Source organism: Sphingomonas pseudosanguinis, assembly GCF_052056765.1.
GTDB lineage: Bacteria > Pseudomonadota > Alphaproteobacteria > Sphingomonadales > Sphingomonadaceae > Sphingomonas > Sphingomonas pseudosanguinis.
Window position 1 is genome coordinate 1,349,233 of the sequence record NZ_CP189888.1, and the last position, 20,405, is coordinate 1,369,637.

The following is a 20,405-nucleotide window of genomic DNA, read 5'->3' on the forward strand; positions in this document are numbered from 1 at the left end:
CGCATGGGCGGCGCCATCGCGCCGCGCGCCGCCGAGCCGGTGCTGGAGACGGTGGGCCTGTCGCGCAGCTTCACCCAGGGCGGCCAGACGATCGAGGTACTGCGCGGCGTCGAGCTGGCGATCGCGCCGGGCGAGATCGTGGCGCTTCTCGGTCCCTCCGGCTCGGGCAAGTCGACGCTGCTGCAGGCGGTCGGCCTGTTGGAGGGCGGCTTTTCGGGATCGATCCGCATCGCGGGCGAGGAGGTGTCGAAGCTCGACGCGCATGGTCGCACCGTGGCGCGGCGCGACTATCTGGGCTTCGTCTATCAGTTTCACCATTTGCTGCCCGACTTTAACGCGACCGAGAATGTCGTGTTGCCGCAGCTCGTACAGGGCAAGATGCCCGTCGCCGCCGAGACGCGCGCCAAGGGCCTGCTGACCGCCTTGGGCCTAGGCCATCGTCTGACCCATCGCCCCAGCCAATTGTCGGGCGGCGAGCAGCAACGCGTGGCGGTGGCGCGCGCGCTCGCGAACCAGCCGCCTTTGGTGCTGGCCGACGAACCGACCGGCAATCTGGACGAGCATACCTCCGAGGTGGTGCTGGCCGAGTTCCTGCGGCTGGTGCGCGGCGAAGGCTCGGCGGCGCTGATCGCGACGCATAACGAGCGGCTGGCGCTGAAGATGGACCGTGTGGTCCGGCTGCACGAGGGGCGGTTGCAGTGACCGCCTGGACGGAGACGCCGACCCTGACGGGTCGCCATGTCCGTCTGCGCCCGTTCGTCGAGGCCGACCTGCCGTCGCTGGTCGAGGTCGCGCGCGAGGGTGATCTCTGGAACATCTTCTACGCCAATGTCTCGATGATGAAGACGCCCGAGCGCTGGCTGGCGGCGGCGCTGAAAGAGCGCGACGTGGGCCGCGCGCTGCTCTTCACGGTCGAGACGCCGGCGGGCGAGATTGTCGGCACGACACGCTATATGCGGATGTCGCCGCAGCATCGCCGGCTGGAGATCGGCGGCACCTTCTACGCCACGCGCGTGCAGCGGACCGGCGTCAATACCGAGGCGAAGCGGATGCTGCTCGCCCATGCCTTCGAGGTGATGGAGTGTCAGGTGATCCAGATCCGCACCGATGCGCTCAACAAGCGCAGCCAGACGGCGATCGAGCGGCTGGGCGCGAAAAAGGATGGTGTGCTGCGCGGGCATCAGATGATGGCCGACGGGCGCATCCGTGACAGCGTCGTCTATTCGATCATCGACCGCGAATGGCCGGGCGTGCGCGCCAATCTCGATTATCTGCTGGGGAAGCATGCATGAGCGGTATCGCGGATTTCACCGTCAAGGCGGCGGACGGCGCGGCCGTCGACATGTCGACCTTTACGGGGCGGGTGCTGCTGATCGTCAACACCGCGTCGAAATGCGGCTTCACGCCGCAATATGAGGGGTTGGAAGCGCTTCATCGTCGTTATGAAGGGCGGGGGCTGACCGTGCTGGGTTTCCCCTGCAACCAGTTCGGCGCGCAGGAGCCGGGCGATGCGGCGGAGATCGCGAACTTCTGCTCGCTGACCTATGATGTCAGCTTCCCGGTGATGGCGAAGATCGACGTCAACGGCGACGATGCCGATCCGCTGTTCGCGTGGCTGAAGGGGCAGGCACCGGGCGTGCTGGGCACCAAGGCGATCAAGTGGAATTTCACCAAGTTCCTGATCGATCGCGATGGCAAGGTGGTGGATCGCTATGCGCCCACGACCAAGCCGGAGGATTTGGTCAAGGACATTGAGGGGCTGCTTTAAGGGCAGCCTCCGTTCATTCGAAAGGCGAGAGGAAGTCGGTGTTCTTGGCGGATGTGCCGGCGTGCGCTTCGACTTCGCTCAGCGTGAACGGAGTGGACGATTTATGCCCAACACCCGTTCAGCCTGAGCGAAGTCGAAGGCCAAGTGCCACCCTCACATCGAAAACGCGCTGGCACCCTTTTTATGATCCAGTGCCGAGGCGATGGCCGTGATGCCGCCGAACAGGAAGCTGATCCCGACGATATAGCCCGGCAGCGTCATCGCGCTCCACGGCAGGGTGGCCAGCACAAACAGCGCCAGGATGATGTTCAGCACCCCCATCGCGATCATCCACCCGCGTCGCCGCCGCATCTTCGCGCCCAGACCGATCTCCAGCGCGCCGCGCAGCCCCAGCCATACCGCGACCAGAATGGTGATCGAGATCGCGCCCGTCGCCGGCTCGAACGCCATGATCAGACCGATGATCAGCGTGACCAGACCAAAGCCGATCGCATAGCCGCGCCCTTCATGCCCCTTGCCGAAAATCCCGGCCCCCACCGACACGAGGCCGGAGGCGATCAGGAACGCCCCCACGACCAAGGTCGCGGCCAGCGTGGCGGGCACGGGAAACACGAACGCCGCAAGGCCGAGCAGCGCCGACAGGACGCCATAGGCCAGTATCCAGCCCCAGCCCGCACCGGGCCGCAGCGCGGTGGCAAAGGAACGGTCGGTGTCGGTCATCGTCTCTCGCCCCAATCTGGATCAAGTCCTTCTGTCACCGTAACGGATTGGTGGGGGGCGGGTTCCGCGCTGGTCGAATCACGCGCAAGCGGGTAGGGGTGGGCGATGCATTCCGGATATGTGCCGCTTCGCATCTTTTCCTCCTTCACGATGCTCGACGGCGCGATCGATCCTAAGGCGATTGCGGCGCAAGCCAAGGCCAATGCCTTTCCCGCCGCTGGCCTGACCGACCGCAACGGCCTCTATGCCGCGATGGCCTTTTCGGACGCCGCGAAGAAGGCGGGGGTGCAGCCGATCATCGGCACGATGCTTGGCATTGCGCGCCCCGACATGCCCGACAATGTCGGCGCGGTCGTCGACTGGGTCGCGCTCTATGCGCAGGACATGACCGGCTACGACAATCTGTGCGCGCTGGTATCGGCGGCGCATCTGGAGCGGCCGATCGAACTGGCCGCGCATGTCGGGTTCGACGTGCTGGAAAAGTTCAGCACCGGCCTGATCGCGCTGACCGCGGGTGGCGAGGGCGGCATCGCGCGCCTGTTTGCGGAAGGCCAGCCGGACCGCGCCAAGGCCTATGCCGACCGGCTCCAGACGATCTTCGGCGACCGGCTCTATGTCGAGCTCGCCCGCCGCGACGACGCGATCGAGATGGCGGCCGAGCAGGATTTGATCGATCTCGCCTATGAACGCGACCTGCCGTTGGTCGCGACCAATCCCTGCTGCTTCGCCGATAGCGGCTTCCGCGACGCGCATGACGCCATGCTGTGCATCGCCAATTCGACCTATGTCGAAATGGACGACCGCCCGAAAAGCTGCCCTGAGGCATGGCTGAAGCCCGCCGAGACGATGAAGCAGCTCTTCGCCGATCTTCCGGAAGCGATCGAGAACACGCTGGTCGTCTCACGGCGTTGCGCGGTAATGGCCCCGTGGCGCAAGCCGATCCTCCCCAGCCTGGCGGGCGACCGAGAGGGCGAGGCGGCGATGCTCCGTCGCGACGCGACCGCCGGTCTGGAGGCCCGACTCGACCGTATCGCCGAGTTGGAGGGCGAAGGCGAACCCGGTTGGCGCGAGGCCTATCACGAACGGTTGAAGTTCGAGGTCGACATCATCATCCAGATGGGCTTCCCCGGCTACTTCCTGATCGTCGCCGACTTCATCAAATGGGCCAAGGACCACGACATCCCCGTGGGGCCGGGTCGTGGTTCGGGCGCGGGCTCGGTCGTCGCCTGGGCGCTGACCATCACCGACCTCGATCCGTTGAAGCTGGGCCTGCTGTTCGAGCGCTTCCTGAACCCGGAACGCGTGTCGATGCCCGACTTCGACATCGACTTTTGCGAAACCCGGCGTGGCGAGGTCATCCGCTATGTCCAGGAGAAGTACGGCCGCGATCAGGTGGCGCAGATCATCACCTTCGGTAAGCTTAAGGCGCGCGCGGTGCTGAAGGATACCGGCCGCGTGCTCCAGATGAGCTACGGTCAAGTGGACCGCCTCGCCAAGCTGGTGCCCAACCATCCGACTGATCCCTGGGACCTGAAGCGTGCGCTGAACGGCGTGCCCGAGTTGGCGAAGGAATATGCCAACGACAACCAGGTCCGCCGCCTGCTCGACCTAGCCACCAAGCTGGAGGGCCTGCCGCGCCACTCCTCCACCCACGCCGCCGGTGTGGTGATCGGCGACCGGCCATTAGCGCAACTGGTGCCGCTCTATCGCGATCCGCGCTCGGACATGCCGGTGACGCAGTTCGACATGAAGTTCGTCGAGGGCGCGGGGCTGGTCAAGTTCGACTTCCTCGGCCTCAAGACCCTGTCGGTCCTGCAAAAGGCGGTGCAGCTGCTCGCCAAGCGCGGGGTCGAGATCGATCTCGGCGCGCTGGCATGGGATGACGAGGCGACTTACGCGCTGCTCCAGAAGGGTGATACGGTCGGTGTGTTCCAGCTGGAATCGGAAGGCATGCGGCGCACCCTGTCCGCCGTCCGCCCGTCGAACTTCGGCGACATCATCGCGCTCGTGTCGCTGTACCGACCGGGCCCGATGGACAATATCCCCAGCTTCGGTCGCCGCAAGCAGGGGACCGAGGAGATCATCTACCCGCACCCGTTGCTCGAACAGATCTTGTCCGAGACGTACGGCATCTTCGTCTATCAGGAACAGGTGATGCAGGCCGCCCAGATCCTGGCGGGCTATTCGCTGGGCGGCGCCGACCTGTTGCGTCGCGCGATGGGTAAGAAGGTGAAGGCGGAGATGGACGCGCAGCGCGCCATCTTCGTCAAGGGCTGCCAGGAGGTGAACGGCATCCCCGCCCAAAAGGCCAACGAGCTGTTCGACTTGATCGACAAGTTCGCCGGCTATGGCTTCAACAAGAGCCACGCGGCCGCCTATGCGCTGCTCGCCTATCAGACCGCATGGCTGAAGGCGCATCACCCGCACGAATTCTATGCCGCGTCGATGTGCTACGACATGGCGCTGACCGACAAGCTGGCGATCTTCGTCGACGACGCGCGGCGCATGGGCGTGACGATGCTGCCGCCGTGCATCAACGCCAGCCAGGCCGAATTCGATGTCGAGCCGCATGAGGATGGCCTGGGCGTCCGCTATGCGCTCGGCGCGCTCAAGTCAGTCGGCGAAGGCGCGATGGAGAGGTTGGTCGTCGAGCGCAACGCTGGTGGCCCGTTCGACACGCTCGATGCGCTGGCCAAGCGGGTCGATCCGCGCCTGATGAACAAGCGCCAGCTGGAAACGCTGGCGTCGGCGGGCGCGTTCGATGGGATCACGCCCAACCGCGCGGGCGTTCATGCGGTTGCCGAGACGATCCTCGCCATCGCCGCGCGCACCCATGAGGGGCGGACGAGCGGGCAGGGCGGGCTGTTCGGCGAGACCGAAGTGGCGGGCGACGCGATCAAGCTGCCGACCGGCACCCGCTGGAGCCTGTCGCAGCGGATGGAGCAGGAGAAGGAGGCGTTCGGCTTCTATTTCTCGGCGCATCCGGTCGATCGCCACGCGCATATCGCCAAGATGCACGGCGCGCGGACCTATACCTCGCTGACCGAGCTGATCATTCCCGATGACGGCGCGCGGATCGGCGCGACCATGGCGGTGCTGGTCGAGGACGCCCGCTGGCGGACCTCGGCGCGCGGCAAGCGCTATATGATGGCGCAGCTATCCGATGCGACGGGGCAGTTCCTGGCGACCTGTTTCGACGACTCGGTCGCGGGCGATCTGGAAAAGGCGGCCAAGGAAGGCGATTGCGCGCTGGTCACCGTCGAACTCGATCGCCGGCCGGGCGAGGAGGCGCCGCGTGTCAGCATCAAGCGGGTCCAGCCCTTCGATGGCCTCGCCAGCACCGCGAAGTTCGTGGTCGAGGTCACGGTGGCGGACAAGGCGGCGTTCAAGGCGCTGCATGCGATGCTCGACCCGCTGCGCAACGGCCGGGGTGAGGTGCGCGCGCGGATCACGGGGCCGGAGGGCGATACGCTGCTGATGCTCGGCCGCAATTTCCTGCTCGACGCCGAGCTGGCCAGCCATATCGAGGATCTGCCGGGCGTGACGGCGGTGGCGATGAAGTCGTCGGAGGCGCGGTTGGCGCTAGTGGGATAAGGCGCGGCTTGGTTCGGTTTGACCACCCCGGCGAAGGCCGGGGTCCGATTGCCCCATCCGGCAAGGAAGCCACCTTCGCCTCTGACACTTAACCCGACTGGACCCCGGCCTTCGCCGGGGTACGCATATATCAACCGCCGACTTCGCGTCGGTCCTGCTCCTCATCGCCAGCTTCGCCATGATTGCCATAGCCGCCGCCCGAGCTGTCGGCCTCATCGTCGTTGGGCAGGTTTTCCGGGCTGGTCTGTTCGGGATCGGTGATCATCTTTTCTCTCCTTCGATGGCATAACGCTTTGGCGAAGCGGGACGATCCTCAGAACAGCTCGCCTTGCGGGCCTTTGGGCGGGCGGAAACGGGCCGTATCGAGCTGAGGCCGATCGAGGTTCAGCCCGTGCAGACGACAGGCGCGGTGAAACCGGACCCGCAGCAGCTCCGCCCATGGTCCTTGCCCCTTCATCCGGGTGAAGAAATCGGGGTCGTTGTCGCGCCCGCCGCGCAACGACCGGATGATCGCCATCACCTTGCCCGCGCGATCCGGAAAATGCGTGTCGAGCCAGGCGCGGAACAGCGGCGCGACTTCATGCGGCAGGCGGACGGGGATGAAGAAGGCGTGGCGCGCGCCCGCTTCGGCGATGCGCGCGATCAGATGCTCGATCTCGTGATCGGTGATCGCCGGGATGACCGGTGCGATCGAGACATAGGTCGGTATGCCCGCCGCCGCCAGTTTGGCCACCGCCGCCAGCCGCCGCTCGGGCGTCGGTGCGCGGGGCTCGATCGTCCGCGCGACCTTGGGGTCGAGCGAGGTGACAGAGATGCAAACGGTCGCCAGCCCCTTCGCCGCCATCGGCGCAAGGATGTCGATGTCGCGCACGACACGGTCGGATTTGGTCGTGATCGCCAGCGGATGGCTGGTTTCCGCCAACACGTCCAGGACCGCGCGCGTGATCCGCCATTCGCCCTCGACCGGCTGATAGGGATCGGTATTGGTCCCCAGCGCGATCGGTGCGACGCGGTAGCCCGGCTTGGCCAGCTCGGCGCGCAGCAGTTCGGCGGCATTGGGCTTGGCGAACAAACGGCTCTCGAAGTCCAGCCCCGGTGACAGGTCGTGATAGGCATGAGTCGGCCGTGCGAAGCAATAGATGCAGCCATGCTCGCAGCCGCGATAGGGATTGATCGAGCGGTCGAACGGCACGTCGGGCGAGCTATTGCGGCTGAGAATCGTACGGGGATTTTCGACGGTGACGCTGGTTTTCAGAGGCGGGGACGCGCCATCGACCATGTCCTGCATGTCGAGCCAGTCACCGTCCGCCATCGTTTGCGGCAAGGCGAAGCGTCGGCTGGTCGCGTTAATCGTTGCGCCCCGCTGTATCCGCTTCGCCATATCGCCCTTGCCCATGGTCGCAGAGTAGGATTATGGCCGGAACATAGCAAGAACGATGGAGTCGATCATGGCACGTCTGGACTATCTCGAATTGCCGGTCGGCGACCGGGCGGCGGCGAAGCGATTTTATGCCGAGGCGTTCGGCTGGACCTTCATCGATTTCGGGCCGGACTATGCCGCGACGATGAGCGGCGATACCGATGTTGGGCTGGACGCCGCAGCCGACAAGGTCAGGGCGATGCTGCCGGTGATCCGGGTCGATGATCTGGAGGCGACGCTAGCGGCGGTCGAGGCGGCGGGCGGCACCGCCTGCGTGCCGATCTTCGCCTTTCCCGGCGGGCGGCGCTTTCATTTCCGCGATGTCGACGGCCACGAACTGGCCGCGATGCAGCCCGATTGAGTCAGCGCTCCAACAGGCGCGGCATCAGCTCGACGAAGTTGCAGGGGCGATGGCGGCTGTCGAGCTGGTCGCGCAAGATGCCGTTCCACGCATCCTTGACCGCGCCGGTCGAGCCGGGCAGCGCGAAGATATAGGTGCCGCGCGCGACGCAGGCGCAGGCGCGCGACTGGATGGTCGAGGTGCCGATGGTCTGGAAGCTCAGCCAGCGGAAAAGTTCGCCGAAGCCGGGGATCATCTTGGTCGCGACCCGCTCGACCGCTTCGGGGGTCACGTCGCGGCCGGTGACGCCGGTCCCGCCGGTGGTCAGGATGCAGTCGATGCTGGCGTCGTCGATCCACTGGTTGAGCTGCGCGACGATCTGGTCGGCGTCATCGCGCAGGATGGTGCGGTCGGCCAGTTCGTGCCCGGCATCGGTCAGCAGCCCGACCAGCGTGTCGCCCGAGCGGTCCTCCGCCAGCGAGCGAGTGTCGGAGACGGTCAGGACCGCGACGCGGACGGGGGTGAAGCGGCGGGTGGTGTCGATGGGCATGGCGGGGTGAACGTCTCTGCGCGGGTTTCGGGGGCGGCTTGGCTGGTGGTGGGGCGTGGCCTTCGACTTCGCTCAGGCTGAACGGAGCGCGGAGCGTGCGCTTCGACTTCGCTCAGCGTGAACGGATGTCTGGACTAGCCCTAAAGTCCAACCCCCGTTCAGCCTGAGCGCAGTCGAAGGCCAAGGGAATTCCCCCGGCCCCGAACCCGATCAATTCGCCTGGGGAAGCGCGGTATTCGATTGCGGGCTAACTGTCGCGTTCAGCGCGATCGTCGTCTTCGGCGCGACGCTAGCCTGCGCGACGTTCGGGCGTTGCAGCCGCACCGCCGATGCACCGGGCAGGCCGGGGAAGCGCGGCCACATGCCCTGCGCCAGCGCCGCGCGGCTGGGCGACTTGGCCTTGCCGGTCTGCCCCTCGTACATCCAGTAGTTGCGCAGGACCATGGTGACGTATCCGCGCGTCTCCCAATAAGGGATGCTCTCGATATAGAGCAGCGGGTCGCCGCCGTCGCGGACCAGGCTGTTCCACTCGCCGACCGGCTTGGGCCCGGCATTATAGGCGGCGATCACCTTGGGCAGCAGGCCGCCGGTGACGCCGGTCATGTCGCGCAGCCGCTCCAGATGGCGCTGGCCGATGTCCATGTTGGTCGACGGCTTGGTCAGCGCCGATCGGTCGATCGACACGCCGCGTTCGCGCGCGAAATCGGTGGCGGCGGCGGGCATGATCTGCATCAGGCCATAGGCGCCCGCCGGGCTGACCACCTTGTTGCGAAAGCCGCTTTCCTGCAGCGTATGCGCATAGACCAGCGCCTTTTCGACGCGCCAGCCGCTATCGGGCGTCCAGCTGGGCGTCGGATAGCGTGCCTCGGCGGTGGCGGTGACGCCCGCCGGGCAGTTGTGTGCCAGCCAGACGGTGGTGGCGGGCAGGTCGAGCGATTCGGCCAGGCGGACGAGGCTGCGGAATTCGGTCGGCTGGCCGATCCGCGCCTGTTGGCGGATGACCTGATCGGCCAGCTCGGTCTCGCCGATCTCGGCGAGTGCGGCGGCGACAAGGATATTGGGACGACGATCGAGCGCGGCCCAGTCGGTCGCGACCAGCTGCCCGCGCGGCTCGCGCTCGCCCTGCATGCCCAGCGCCTGTCGCGAGAGCTGGCCGTAGAAGCTCTCGCGATACTGCGCGGCGGTGCGCAGACGGGCCTCGATCCGGTCGGGACGGCCGCACACCATGTCCGCGCGCGCCGCCCAGTACAGCGCCGCCGCGCGCAGGTCGATGTCGGTCGCGCGCGCCGCCGTGCCCTCGAACGCGGACTGTGCGGTCTGGCAGTCATTCTGCCGCCACGCGGACAGGCCGATCGTCCAGCGGCCCTGGATCGCCCAGTCGCCATAGCCATTGGCCGCCTTGGTCGCCATCGCGCGGGCATTGGCGTCGTCGCCCGACAGGAAATACATCCACGCCACCCGCTGCTGCCACTCGGTCAGCGCATCGGAGGACAGGCCCGAGGTCGAATCGAGCAGCGCCTGCGCCGAGGCCCCGTCATCGGCCTTCACGAAGGGCTGCATTTTTACCGCCAGGTCGGCGGCGATCATGTCGCTCTTCACGCTCTTGGCGCGGGTGCGGCGGGGGGCGCCGTCCTGCCAGATCAGTGTGTGGGTTTCGGGCAGCGGCGGCAGGTCCTGTGCGCCGCGCGAACGGGCGAGCCGCGCCAGCTGTTCGGCCTGGGGCAGTTCGGGGGCTTCGTTGAGCAGCGCGACCAACCGCTCGACATCGACCTTGGGCGATCCCTTGGCGGTGTAGAGTTCGGCGCGGGCGATGGCGTGAAGCGGGCCGGGCTTGAGCGAGTCGAGCTGCAACTGCGCATCGGTCCAGCGGCCGTCGCGGATCGCGGCGAAGACGCGGGCATAGCCGGCCTTCTGGTCGGCATCGAGCAGCGTGGGGATGCTGGGCGGGGCTTTCAGGGCGGCGGGGCTGCGGCTGGTCGCGGCGTCGAGCGGATCGGCCATCGCGGCCCCGCTCATCGCTGTCCCGGCGGCCAGCACGGCCCCGATCGACAACGTGCGTATGACGGCGTGCCCCAGCTTCATTTCGCCAATTCCCCCATGAGCAATTGCAAGTCCTTCCAGCTTTCCGCCTTCGCCATCGGCTTTTCGATCAGGAAACGCGGATGGAAGCTGGCGATCGCCTGGCTTTTGCCGTTCTTATGGTCAACGGCATGTAAATGTCCGCGCGCACTGGTTAATTCGGTCCCGAGCACGGCACGGCTCGCCGCATTGCCAAGCAGGAGCAGCCCGCGCGGGCGGATCAGCCCGACATGGTGGCGTGCAATGTCGGCCAGCTGCGTCTCCAGATCGGCGGGCGTGCGACCCGCCAGCGGCCGCCTGGCGCAGACCGAGGCGAGGTGGACCGTATCGCGCGACTGGCCGATGGCAGCCAGCATCCGGTCGAACAGCCGGCCGGGCGCGCCCGACAGGATCTGCCCCGCCTCGCCATCGTCGCGGTCGGGACAGTCGACCAGCACCATCAGCGCCGCGTCGGCCGGCCCCGTCGCGGTCAGCGACACGCCGTCCCATGATGCTTCGGGCGCGGCATCGGACAGCCGCCATTCCAGAAACGCCGCCAGCGTGTCGGGCAAAAGCGTCGGTGCGGGGGCCATGACGGGGGCGGCCGTTCGAGGCGCGGCGGGGGTCAGTGGCGTCGGCGCGAAGGTGACGGGTTGGACCGGCTCCGCCATCCAGTCGCGCGGTGCGTCCTCGACCAGCAGGTCGACGCCCGCGTCATGCCACCAATCCAGCAGGCTGGCGGCCAGTGCACTGTCGAGCGGTGCGGTGTCGAACGTCGGAATGGCCCCCATATGACATTAGCCCATGCTGCAAGGTTGACGTGCGCGTCAATCTGTCGGATCGGCTGTCAGGACAGAATGTTTTCCGTCCGCGCCCGGACGAGCCCGATCAGCGGGACGCTACGGCAGCGGCGCGGACCAAAAGCGAGGATGCCATGAGCGAACGCGAATCGATGCCCTATGACGTGGTGATCGTCGGCGCTGGCCCGGCGGGCCTGTCGGCGGCGATCCGGCTGAAACAGCTGGCGGCGGAGACGGGTGGCGAGCTGGCGGTCTGCGTCCTAGAAAAGGGTTCGGAAGTCGGCGCGCACATCCTGTCGGGCGCGGTGATCGACCCGATCGCGCTCGACGAGCTGCTGCCGAACTGGCGCGAGGATGGCTGTCCGCTGGCCGAGGTGCCGGTGACCGAGAACCTCCACTGGATCTTGAGCGCCACCAAGCAGCGCAACCTGCCGCACGCGCTGACCCCGCCGTTCATGCACAACAAGGGCACCTATACCGGCAGCCTCGGCAATCTGTGCCGCTGGCTGGCGGGCAAGGCCGAGGAGCTGGGGGTCGAGATCTTCCCCGGTTTCGCCGCCGCCGAAATCCTGTTCCACGAGGATGGCCGAGTTAAGGGCGTCGCGACCGGCGACATGGGCGTAGGCCGCGATGGCACGCACAAGCCCGATTATCAGCCGGGTCTCGAGCTCCACGCCAAATACACCTTCTTCGCGGAGGGCGTTCGCGGTCATCTGTCCAAGGAGATCATCCGCCAGTTCGACCTCGCCCGCGACAGCGATCCGCAGGTTTACGGCCTCGGCATCAAGGAGCTGTGGGACATCGATCCCGCCAAGCATGTGCCGGGCCGGGTGATCCATACCCAGGGCTGGCCGCTGGGCGACGATGCCAATGGCGGCGGTTTCATCTATCATCAGGCGGGAGGGCAGGTCGCGCTCGGCTTCGTGACGTGGCTGAACTACACCAACCCCTATATCTCCCCCTTTCAGGAGATGCAGAAGTGGAAGACCCACCCTGTCATCGCCGAACTGCTGAAGGGCGGCAAGCGCGTCTCCTATGGCGCGCGCGCGATCAATGACGGTGGGCTTCAGGCCATCCCGAAGCTGACCTTCCCTGGCGGCGTGCTGGTCGGCTGTTCGGCGGGCTTCCTCAACGTGCCGCGCATCAAGGGCACGCACGGCGCGATGAAATCGGCGATGCTGGCGGCCGAAGCCGCGTTCGCCGCCGTTCAGGCGGGCCGCGAGGGTGACGAGCTGACCGACTATCCGGAAGCGTTCCGCGCGTCCTGGCTCTACAAGGAGCTGTCGACCGTTCGCAACGTCGTGCCCTTGGTCAAGAAGTACGGCGATACGCTGGGCTCGGGCCTGGCGGGCGTGACCATGTGGGCCGAGCATTTCGGGCTGAAAATGCCCTTCACCATGAAGCACAAGCCCGATCACGAAAGCCTGTGGCGCAAGGATCAGGTGAAGAAGCCCGATTATCCCAAGCCCGACGGCGTGCTGACCTTCGACCGGCTGTCCTCGGTGTTCCTGTCGAACACCAATCACGAGGAGGATCAACCGGTCCATCTGACGCTCAAGAACGCCGATGTGCCGATCGAACACAACCTGCCCTTGTTCGACGAGCCCGCGCAACGCTACTGTCCCGCCGGTGTTTACGAGGTGGTGGGCGTGGAAGAGGGCGATCCGAAGTTCGTGATCAACGCCCAGAACTGCGTCCACTGCAAGACGTGCGACATCAAGGACCCGACCCAGAACATCAACTGGGTCGTGCCGGAAGGCGGCGGAGGACCCAATTATCCCAATATGTAAGCGTCCGTTTCTTCCTTCGATCCTGATGATCGCGATCGCCGCCGGCTGGGCCGGCCCGGCGGTCGCGGCGTCCGAGCCGCTGGCGGCCTATCTCGCCGCGCGGGTCGCGGCGGCGGACGGGCGGGCCAAGGCGGCGGCGGACGATTTCGCGGTCGCGCTCGGCGGCTGGCCCGATGACCCGGCGGTCGCCGTGCGCGCCTATCGCGAGGCGATGATCAGCGGCAACGAGACGCTGGCGCTGCGCGCCGCACGGGTGCTGGAGGCCGAGAAGGTCGCCCCGATGGACGTGGTTTTGCTCGACCTGGCGGTCGCCGCGCGGGAGGGCGATGCGAAACGCTTCGATGCGGCGGTGGCGCGGCTGGACGAGGGGCCGTTGCGCATCCTGTCGCCAAGCTTGCGCGGCTGGGCCGCCTGGGATCGCCGCCAGCCGGTCGAGCCGGCGCTGGCGGGGGCCGGCAAGGAGCCGGTGGCGCGCAAGCTGGCGGATGAAACCCGGCTGTTGATCGCGATGTCCGCCCGGCAATTGGATGGGAAGGCGGCCCGACTGCTGATCGAGGCGATGCGCCCGCCCGCCGACACCCGCATCGCCGCCGCGTCGCTGATCGCCGGGCGCGGGGACGAGGCGACGGCGCGCGCGCTTTTGACCGACCCGCTTGTCCTGGCGTCTCGCAAGACGCTGGGGGCCAAGCCGAGCCTCGGCTTCGGCGTGTCGCGTCTGCTGCTGCGCGTGGCGGGCGAGCTGGTGAGCGAAGGACCGCGTCCGCTGGTCATCGCGCTCGGCCGCACCGCGCTGATCGCGGACCCGCATAATGACCGCGCCCGGCTCGTGCTGGCCGAGGCGCTGTCGAAGGACGAGGCGTGGACGGCGGCGATCGCCGCTCTGGAGGATGTCGATCCACGCGGCGCCTTCGCGCACCGTGCCGCGATCGTGCGTATCGGCCTGCTGGCGGCGGCGGATCGACAGGGTGAGGCGCTGATGCTGGCCAAGGGGCTGGCGACGGACAAACGCGCGACGGTCGACGATTGGCAGGTCTATGCCGACCAGCTGATCGCCGCCGGCCGACCCGCTGACGCGGCTGCCTGGTATGAAAAGGTGACCGAAGCCGATCCGGCGCTGCCCTGGGCGGCGTGGCTGCAATATGGCGGCGCGCTGGATCAGGCCGGCCGCAAGGACGAGGCGGATGCCGCACTTGCCAGGGCCGTGGCGCTCGGCCCGGACGAGCCGCTGGCGCTCAACTATCTGGGCTATGCCCGGATCGAGCGGGGACAGGATGTTCCGGCCTCGCTTGCCCTGCTGGAACGCGCGAGCAAGCTGGCGCCCGAGGATGCGTCGATCACCGACTCGCTTGGCTGGGGCTATTACAAGGCGGGACAGGTGCGCCGCGCGCTGCCGCTGGTCGAACAGGCCGCGATGGCCGAACCCGCCAATAGCGAGATCAACGATCATCTCGGCGACATCTACTGGGCACTGGGGCGGCATTACGAGGCGCGCTATGCCTGGCGTGCCGCCGCGCTGACGGCGGACGAGGGCGCTAAGGTGGAACTGGCCGCCAAGATCGCCCGCTGATCGCGCTTGCCGCTGACGGGCCGACATCGCATGGACGATCCATGACCGCTATTGTCGAACCCGCGCCCGCCAAGATCAATCTGGCGCTCCATGTCCGCCGTCGTCGCGATGACGGCTATCACGAGCTGGAGACGCTGTTCGCCTTTTGCCGGGACGGTGATGTCGTCACGGTCACGTGTGCCGATGCGACCGATCTGACGCTGACCGGGCCATTCGCGGGCGTGCTGGCGGGCGAGGCGACCGACGATAATCTAGTGATGCGTGCCGCGCGCGGGTTTTGCGCACGCTTCGGGGTCGAGGATGGCCATGCCATCACGCTCGACAAGCATCTGCCGGTCGCATCGGGCATCGGCGGCGGATCGGCGGATGCGGCGGCGACCTTGCGCGCGCTCGCCCGGCTGCACGGTGTGGCCATCGATCACCCCGAGCTGTTCGCGCTGGCGGCGGAATTGGGGGCAGATGTCCCCGCCTGTCTGCTCGGCCGGACTGCGCTGGGCCAGGGTAAGGGCGATGCCCTGCAGCCACTGGCACCGCTGGGCGATCGGCCCGTGCTGCTGATCAATCCGGGAGTGGGCGTATCGACGGCGGCGGTGTTCGCGCGCTGGGACGGCGTTGATCGCGGTGGTCTGGGTGACGGTGATGTCTGGGCGATGGCGGCGGCGGGGCGCAACGATCTGGAGCCGCCCGCCCGTGTGCTGGCCCCGGCGATTGACAAGGTGCTGGATCTGCTTGGCCGGGCGCCGGGTGTCTTGCTGTCGCGCATGTCGGGATCGGGCGCGACCTGCTTTGCCGTGTTCGCGTCGATCGCGGCGCGCGACGCGGCGGCGCGGGCGGCCGGCGATCGGGGCTGGTGGACGCTGGCGACTTTTTTGACCTGATCTTTGTTCCCATCTTGTTCTCATGGAACAAAACACATACATTGCAGATGCGTTGAACGGACCACGAGGTTGGTCTAGCGAGGGAAGCATCTGATGGCCGCCAATCTGAAAGTGATCGAAACAGGCATGGCAACCGCAAACGCAGACCGTCAAAAGGCGCTCGACGCCGCGCTCGCTCAGATCGACCGGGCATTCGGCAAGGGCTCGGCGATGAAGCTGGGGCAGAAGGAGACGATGCAGGTCGAGGCGATCTCGACCGGCTCGCTGGGTCTCGACATCGCGCTGGGCGTTGGCGGCTTGCCGCGCGGCCGCGTGATCGAGGTCTATGGGCCTGAATCCTCGGGTAAGACGACGCTGGCGCTGCACGTCATCGCCGAGGCGCAGAAGATGGGCGGCACCGCCGCCTTCGTCGACGCCGAACACGCGCTCGACCCCGTCTATGCCAAGAAGCTGGGCGTCAATATCGACGAACTGATCGTGTCGCAGCCGGACACCGGCGAGCAGGCGCTGGAAATCACCGACACGCTGGTCCGCTCGAACGCGATCGACGTGCTGGTGGTCGACTCGGTCGCCGCCCTCGTGCCGCGTGCGGAAATCGAGGGCGAGATGGGCGACAGCCATGTCGGCCTTCAGGCTCGCCTGATGTCCCAGTCGCTCCGCAAGCTGACCGGCTCCATCAGCCGTTCGCGCTGCATGGTGATCTTCATCAACCAGCTGCGCATGAAGATCGGCGTGATGTACGGCAATCCGGAGACGACGACGGGCGGCAACGCGCTGAAATTCTACGCCTCGGTTCGGCTCGACATCCGTCGCACCGGCCAGATCAAGGATCGCGAGGACATCACCGGCAACACGACGCGTGTGAAGGTGGTGAAGAACAAGGTCGCGCCCCCGTTCAAGCAGGTCGAATTCGACATCATGTATGGCGAAGGCATCTCGAAGATCGGCGAAATCCTCGACCTGGGCGTCAAGGCCGGTCTGGTCGAGAAGTCGGGCAGCTGGTTCTCCTACGACTCGGTGCGGATCGGGCAGGGGCGTGAGAACGCCAAGAACTATCTGCGCGACAATCCCGACATGGCCGACCGTCTGGAACGGGCGATCCGCCAGCGGACCGAGAAGGTGGCCGAGGAAATGATGACCGGCCCCGATGCCGAGGACGACATCTGACGAAAAGCGGCCCGCCGGCGACGGCGGGCCGTTTTTCCATGGGCCGCCCCACGGGGTGGCTAAAGGGGGCAGGGCGATGACCAGTGGGCAGGATTGGCAGGGGCGTGTCGGCGATGTCTGGGCGGCCGAATGGCGGCGGACGGAACGGAGCTTCGCCGATCTGGCCCGTCATCTGGATCAGGTGATCGCCAACAATGCCCCGGAGAGCGGCCGTGCGCTCGACATCGGCAGCGGTGCTGGGTCGACCAGCATGGCGTTGCAGGCGGCACGACCGGCGTTGCAGGTGACCGGGGTCGACCTGTCGCCCGAACTGGTCGCCCTGGCCAAGGAGCGGGCGGAACAGGGCGGGGCGGATGGTCCGCGTTTCGTATGCGGCGATGCGATCGCGGTGGCACGAACGGAGGGGCCGTTCGACCTCTTCGTCTCGCGCCACGGCGTCATGTTCTTTCCCGACCCCGTCGCCGCCTTTGCCGGGCTGCGTCAGGCTGCAAGCGATGGCGCACAGATGATCTTTTCCTGTTTCGACGATCGCTCCCGCAACAGCTTCGCGACGGTGGCGGATGAAGCGGTCGGCGTCACGCCACCGCCGGTCGACGGCTATGAGCCGGGCCCCTTCGCCTTTTCCGACAGCGATCGGGTGGCAGACTGGCTGGAGAACGGTGGTTGGCACCCCGAAGGGGCGGCGCGCATCGCGTTCGACTATGTCGCGGGGCAGGGCGACGATCCGGTCGAGGATGCTCTGTACTTCCTGTCCCGCATCGGCCCGGCGGCGCGCGCCATGGCGGTGAGTGACGCGGCCGAGCACGCCCGTATCGCCGACGTCCTCCGGGGGATACTGGCGAACTATCGTGTCGACGACCGGATCGTCTTGCCGGCCAGCGCGTGGATCTGGCGCGCAACGGCCAGTATTTGAGCTTGGGCCGGATCGACAATCAGGCCACCATCTTTCTTTTCCTCACCGGTAAGGGGGGTGGGGAGCGACCTTTGTCGTGCCCAGGGCTCCATCTCGCTCGCACACATCCGACGGATGGTGGGAGTGTCACGTCGTCGATGCGGTCTAGACCGGGATGACATTGTCTGGAATCAAAGCGAGCCCCTCCCCTTCAGGGGAGGGGTGGGTTCACTTCATGTCATCCTGCTTTAAGTGATCAACCGGGACAGCCTTTCGTCAAGCTTGCGGCCTGCCACCCTTTCCAGGGGATCGTAGTGAAACTGGCGCTTCCCTACTGATCACGCGCCACCCCAGCGAAGGCCGGGGTCCAGAAGCTGGACGCCTTCCATTGCTTATCAGCGCTGACCCAACTGGACCCCGGCCTGCGCCGGGGTGGTCTGAAAGGTTTTGCAACGATCCCCTTCGAGGGGAGGATAGGATGAAGGTCTATCCGACCTGGCTCGATCTTCTCCCTTATGTGGGCCGGTTTTGGCATGCCCCCGGCACGGCGAGATGACGCCCAGGGGGGCTATCTCGATCGCACACATTGCAGGAATGGTGTGGGGTACCGATTGTAGATACGACGGTCCCATCTTACAGGCGAGAACACCCCTCGTCAGGCTGCCGGTCTGTCGTCTCCCGCTCCGGGCAAAACTAAAACCAATGTCGATCCGGCTCAGGGTGGGCCGCGCTTTCAAATGCAGCCATGGCGTCGCCGTCACGAGGCCTCCGATCGCCCGATAAACCCCCGTTGAACCCGCCCCCGCACCTGATGCGTTATCGCGCCCGCACAAGGGGAGCCATCATGACGATCATCGTCCATCATCTGGAAAACAGCCGGTCGCAGCGTATCCTCTGGATGCTGGAGGAGCTGGGGCTTCCGTACGACATCCGGCATTACAAGCGCGACCCCAAGACGATGCTGGCGCCGCGCGAACTGCGCAACGTGCATCCGCTCGGCAAGTCGCCGGTGATCGAGGATGACGGGCTGGTGGTCGCCGAGACGGGTGCGATCATCGAATATCTGGTCGGCAAGGGCGATGGACGCCTGGGTCCGCCCGCGCACCGCGAGGCGATGCAGCGCTGGCGCTTCTGGCTGCATTATGCCGAAGGCTCGCTGATGCCGCCGCTCTTCGTGCTGCTCGTGCTCAGCCGGATTCCGTTAATGGGCAAGACCGCGATGAAGCGGTTCCAGCCGATGGTCGATCGGCACCTCGACTATGTCGAAAGCGAACTGGCCAAATCGCCCTGGTTCGCAGGCGATCAGATGACGGCGGCCGACATCATCATGAGCTTTCCGCTGGAAGCTGCCCGTGCGCGCGCCGGGTTGGACGAGCGGCGGCCGGCCACCATCGCGTGGCTCGAGCGTATCCATGCCCGCCCCGCCTATCAGGCTGCGCTCGCCAAGGGCGGTCCCTATGCCTATGCGTGAGGCATAGGGACCGGCGATCAATGCCCCCCGATCTGGCGGAAGCTGTCGGGGGCGGGTTCGGCCGGCGTGCCCGACGGGGCCTTGAGCGAGGCGACGTCGACCGGCTCGGGCGGGTCCAGCGGCCCTTCCCATTTGGCGATCACCGCGCTGGCCACCGCATTGCCGATGACGTTGGTCGCCGAGCGGCCCATGTCGAGGAAATGGTCGACCGCCAGGATCAGGAGCAAGCCAGCCTCGGGGATGTTGAACATCGGCATGGTCGCCGCGATCACCACCAGCGAGGCGCGCGGCACGCCGGCAATCCCCTTCGACGTGACCATCAGCACCAGCAGCATCGTGATCTGCTGCCCGATCGACAGGTCGATGCCATAGGCCTGCGCGATGAACAAAGCCGCGAAGGTCATGTACATCATCGAACCGTCGAGGTTGAACGAGTACCCCAGCGGCAGCACGAAGCTGGCGATGCGCGGCGGCACGCCGAACCGGTCCAACCCCTCCAGGATGCGAGGATAGGCGGCCTCGGACGAGGCGGTCGAGAAGGCCAGGATCAGCGGCGCGCGGATATGCGCCAGCAGCTCGCGGATCTTGCCGCCGATGAACAGCGTCGCCACGCCGATCAGGACCAGCCACAACAGGAACAGCCCCAGATAGAAGCTGCCCATGAAATAGGCGAGCTTGCCGATGACGCTGGGGCCGCGCTCGGCCAGCGTGCCGGCGACCGCGGCAAACACCGCGATCGGCGCGACGCGCATCACATAATCGGTGACCTGCAACATCACCGCGACCAGCGCGTCGACCGCACGGACCAAGGGCGCCGCGCGCTCGCCCACCGCCGTGATCGCGACGCCCAGGAACAGCGATCCGATGACGATCTGGAGCACTTCGTTGGTCGCCATCGCCTCGATCAGCGAGGCCGGGACGAGGTGGGTCACGAATTTCTGCAGATCGAACCCGGCCTTCACCACGCCGCTATCGGCGGTGACGGCGGGTAGCGGCAGGTTGATGCCGACCCCCGGCTGGAGCAGGTTGACCAGGATCATGCCCAGGCTGAGCGAGACGAGGCTGGCCGACAGGAACCAGGCGAGCGAGCGGATGCCGATCCGCCCCAGCGCCTTGGTATCGCCCATCTGCGCGATGCCCGAGACCAGGGTCGCGAAGACCAGCGGCGCGATGATCATCTTGATCAGCCGCAGGAACAGGCCGGTGACGATCGCGAAATAGCCGGCGATCGCTTTAAGTTGCTCGGTCGCGGCGGCGCTGCCGTCGTCGATCGACAGGTTGAGCGCCAGGCCGACGATCAGGCCGAGCACCAGCCCGATGAAGATGTACAAGGTCAGCCGCTTGGCCATGCATACCCCAAATTCCAATTGCGCGCGCGAGCCAAGGGCAT

18 protein-coding genes are annotated in these 20,405 nt (G+C 66.6%); 11 read left to right on the forward strand and 7 right to left on the reverse strand.

Annotated features, from left to right (window positions below; all coding sequences use genetic code 11):
- The first annotated feature begins 3 nt into the window (after positions 1–3).
- From ACQHGV_RS06135 to ACQHGV_RS06145, 3 genes are read left to right on the forward strand one after another with little or no spacing between them, the layout of a single operon-like run.
- Positions 4–702, forward strand: a complete 699-nt coding sequence (locus ACQHGV_RS06135) for an ABC transporter ATP-binding protein (RefSeq protein ID WP_440980151.1) — start codon at positions 4–6, stop codon at positions 700–702.
- Positions 699–1,292 carry a GNAT family N-acetyltransferase gene (locus tag ACQHGV_RS06140; RefSeq protein ID WP_440979811.1) on the forward strand — a complete coding sequence of 198 codons (594 nt, stop codon included), beginning with the start codon at positions 699–701 and terminating at the stop codon, positions 1,290–1,292. The genes ACQHGV_RS06135 and ACQHGV_RS06140 overlap by 4 nt, the downstream gene beginning before the upstream one ends.
- A complete protein-coding gene (locus ACQHGV_RS06145) occupies positions 1,289–1,768 on the forward strand; it encodes a glutathione peroxidase (RefSeq protein ID WP_440979812.1) in 480 nt (159 codons plus the stop codon). Before ACQHGV_RS06140 ends, ACQHGV_RS06145 begins: the two co-directional genes overlap by 4 nt.
- A 153-nt stretch (positions 1,769–1,921) precedes the next feature.
- Here ACQHGV_RS06145 and ACQHGV_RS06150 read toward each other — a convergent pair whose 3' ends face one another.
- Positions 1,922–2,488: an HdeD family acid-resistance protein gene (locus ACQHGV_RS06150; protein ID WP_183950699.1), complete on the reverse strand. Its 567-nt coding sequence runs from the start codon at positions 2,486–2,488 to the stop codon at positions 1,922–1,924.
- Positions 2,489–2,593: 105 nt separating this feature from the next.
- On the opposite strand from ACQHGV_RS06150, the gene dnaE reads away from it, so the two are divergent.
- Positions 2,594–6,082: a DNA polymerase III subunit alpha gene (dnaE, locus tag ACQHGV_RS06155; RefSeq protein ID WP_440979813.1), complete on the forward strand. Its 3,489-nt coding sequence runs from the start codon at positions 2,594–2,596 to the stop codon at positions 6,080–6,082.
- A gap of 130 nt (positions 6,083–6,212) precedes the next feature.
- On the opposite strand, the gene ACQHGV_RS06160 is transcribed toward dnaE, so the two are convergent.
- Together ACQHGV_RS06160 and ACQHGV_RS06165 are read right to left on the reverse strand one after the other, a co-directional pair.
- On the reverse strand, positions 6,213–6,347 hold the full coding sequence (locus tag ACQHGV_RS06160; RefSeq protein WP_440979814.1) for a hypothetical protein: 135 nt from the start codon (positions 6,345–6,347) through the stop codon (positions 6,213–6,215).
- Between the two features lie 48 nt (positions 6,348–6,395).
- Positions 6,396–7,463, reverse strand: coding sequence for a PA0069 family radical SAM protein (locus ACQHGV_RS06165; protein ID WP_440979815.1), 1,068 nt, complete (start codon positions 7,461–7,463; stop codon positions 6,396–6,398).
- 67 nt (positions 7,464–7,530) lie between these two features.
- On the opposite strand from ACQHGV_RS06165, the gene ACQHGV_RS06170 reads away from it, so the two are divergent.
- Positions 7,531–7,863, forward strand: coding sequence for a VOC family protein (locus tag ACQHGV_RS06170; RefSeq protein WP_440979816.1), 333 nt, complete (start codon positions 7,531–7,533; stop codon positions 7,861–7,863).
- Between the two features lies 1 nt (position 7,864).
- Here the strand turns inward: ACQHGV_RS06170 and moaB are convergent, their stop codons facing one another.
- The 3 genes from moaB to ACQHGV_RS06185 all read right to left on the reverse strand — a co-directional run bounded on the left by moaB (position 7,865) and on the right by ACQHGV_RS06185 (position 11,241).
- Positions 7,865–8,392 (reverse strand): molybdenum cofactor biosynthesis protein B, encoded by a 528-nt coding sequence (moaB, locus tag ACQHGV_RS06175; protein WP_440979817.1) that lies wholly within the window; start codon positions 8,390–8,392, stop codon positions 7,865–7,867.
- A 210-nt stretch (positions 8,393–8,602) separates the two neighbouring features.
- Positions 8,603–10,474: a lytic transglycosylase domain-containing protein gene (locus ACQHGV_RS06180; RefSeq protein ID WP_440979818.1), complete on the reverse strand. Its 1,872-nt coding sequence runs from the start codon at positions 10,472–10,474 to the stop codon at positions 8,603–8,605.
- A complete protein-coding gene (locus tag ACQHGV_RS06185; protein ID WP_440979819.1) occupies positions 10,471–11,241 on the reverse strand; it encodes a uracil-DNA glycosylase in 771 nt (256 codons plus the stop codon). The genes ACQHGV_RS06180 and ACQHGV_RS06185 overlap by 4 nt, the downstream gene beginning before the upstream one ends.
- Positions 11,242–11,384: 143 nt before the next feature.
- On the opposite strand from ACQHGV_RS06185, the gene ACQHGV_RS06190 reads away from it, so the two are divergent.
- From ACQHGV_RS06190 to ACQHGV_RS06215, 6 genes are all read left to right on the forward strand, one after another.
- Positions 11,385–13,040 (forward strand): electron transfer flavoprotein-ubiquinone oxidoreductase, encoded by a 1,656-nt coding sequence (locus tag ACQHGV_RS06190; RefSeq protein ID WP_440979820.1) that lies wholly within the window; start codon positions 11,385–11,387, stop codon positions 13,038–13,040.
- Between the two features lie 25 nt (positions 13,041–13,065).
- On the forward strand, positions 13,066–14,607 hold the full coding sequence (locus tag ACQHGV_RS06195; protein ID WP_440979821.1) for a tetratricopeptide repeat protein: 1,542 nt from the start codon (positions 13,066–13,068) through the stop codon (positions 14,605–14,607).
- A 41-nt stretch (positions 14,608–14,648) separates the two neighbouring features.
- On the forward strand, positions 14,649–15,485 hold the full coding sequence (locus ACQHGV_RS06200) for a 4-(cytidine 5'-diphospho)-2-C-methyl-D-erythritol kinase (RefSeq protein ID WP_440979822.1): 837 nt from the start codon (positions 14,649–14,651) through the stop codon (positions 15,483–15,485).
- A 93-nt stretch (positions 15,486–15,578) separates the two neighbouring features.
- Positions 15,579–16,652, forward strand: a complete 1,074-nt coding sequence (gene recA, locus ACQHGV_RS06205) for a recombinase RecA (RefSeq protein WP_058716777.1) — start codon at positions 15,579–15,581, stop codon at positions 16,650–16,652.
- A gap of 76 nt (positions 16,653–16,728) precedes the next feature.
- A complete protein-coding gene (locus tag ACQHGV_RS06210; protein WP_440979823.1) occupies positions 16,729–17,565 on the forward strand; it encodes a class I SAM-dependent methyltransferase in 837 nt (278 codons plus the stop codon).
- A gap of 823 nt (positions 17,566–18,388) precedes the next feature.
- Complete coding sequence (locus tag ACQHGV_RS06215; protein WP_183950710.1) at positions 18,389–19,015, forward strand: glutathione S-transferase family protein; 627 nt, start codon at positions 18,389–18,391, stop codon at positions 19,013–19,015.
- A gap of 17 nt (positions 19,016–19,032) precedes the next feature.
- Here the strand turns inward: ACQHGV_RS06215 and ACQHGV_RS06220 are convergent, their stop codons facing one another.
- A complete protein-coding gene (locus ACQHGV_RS06220) occupies positions 19,033–20,364 on the reverse strand; it encodes a dicarboxylate/amino acid:cation symporter (RefSeq protein WP_183950711.1) in 1,332 nt (443 codons plus the stop codon).
- Between the last annotated feature and the right edge of the window lie 41 nt (positions 20,365–20,405).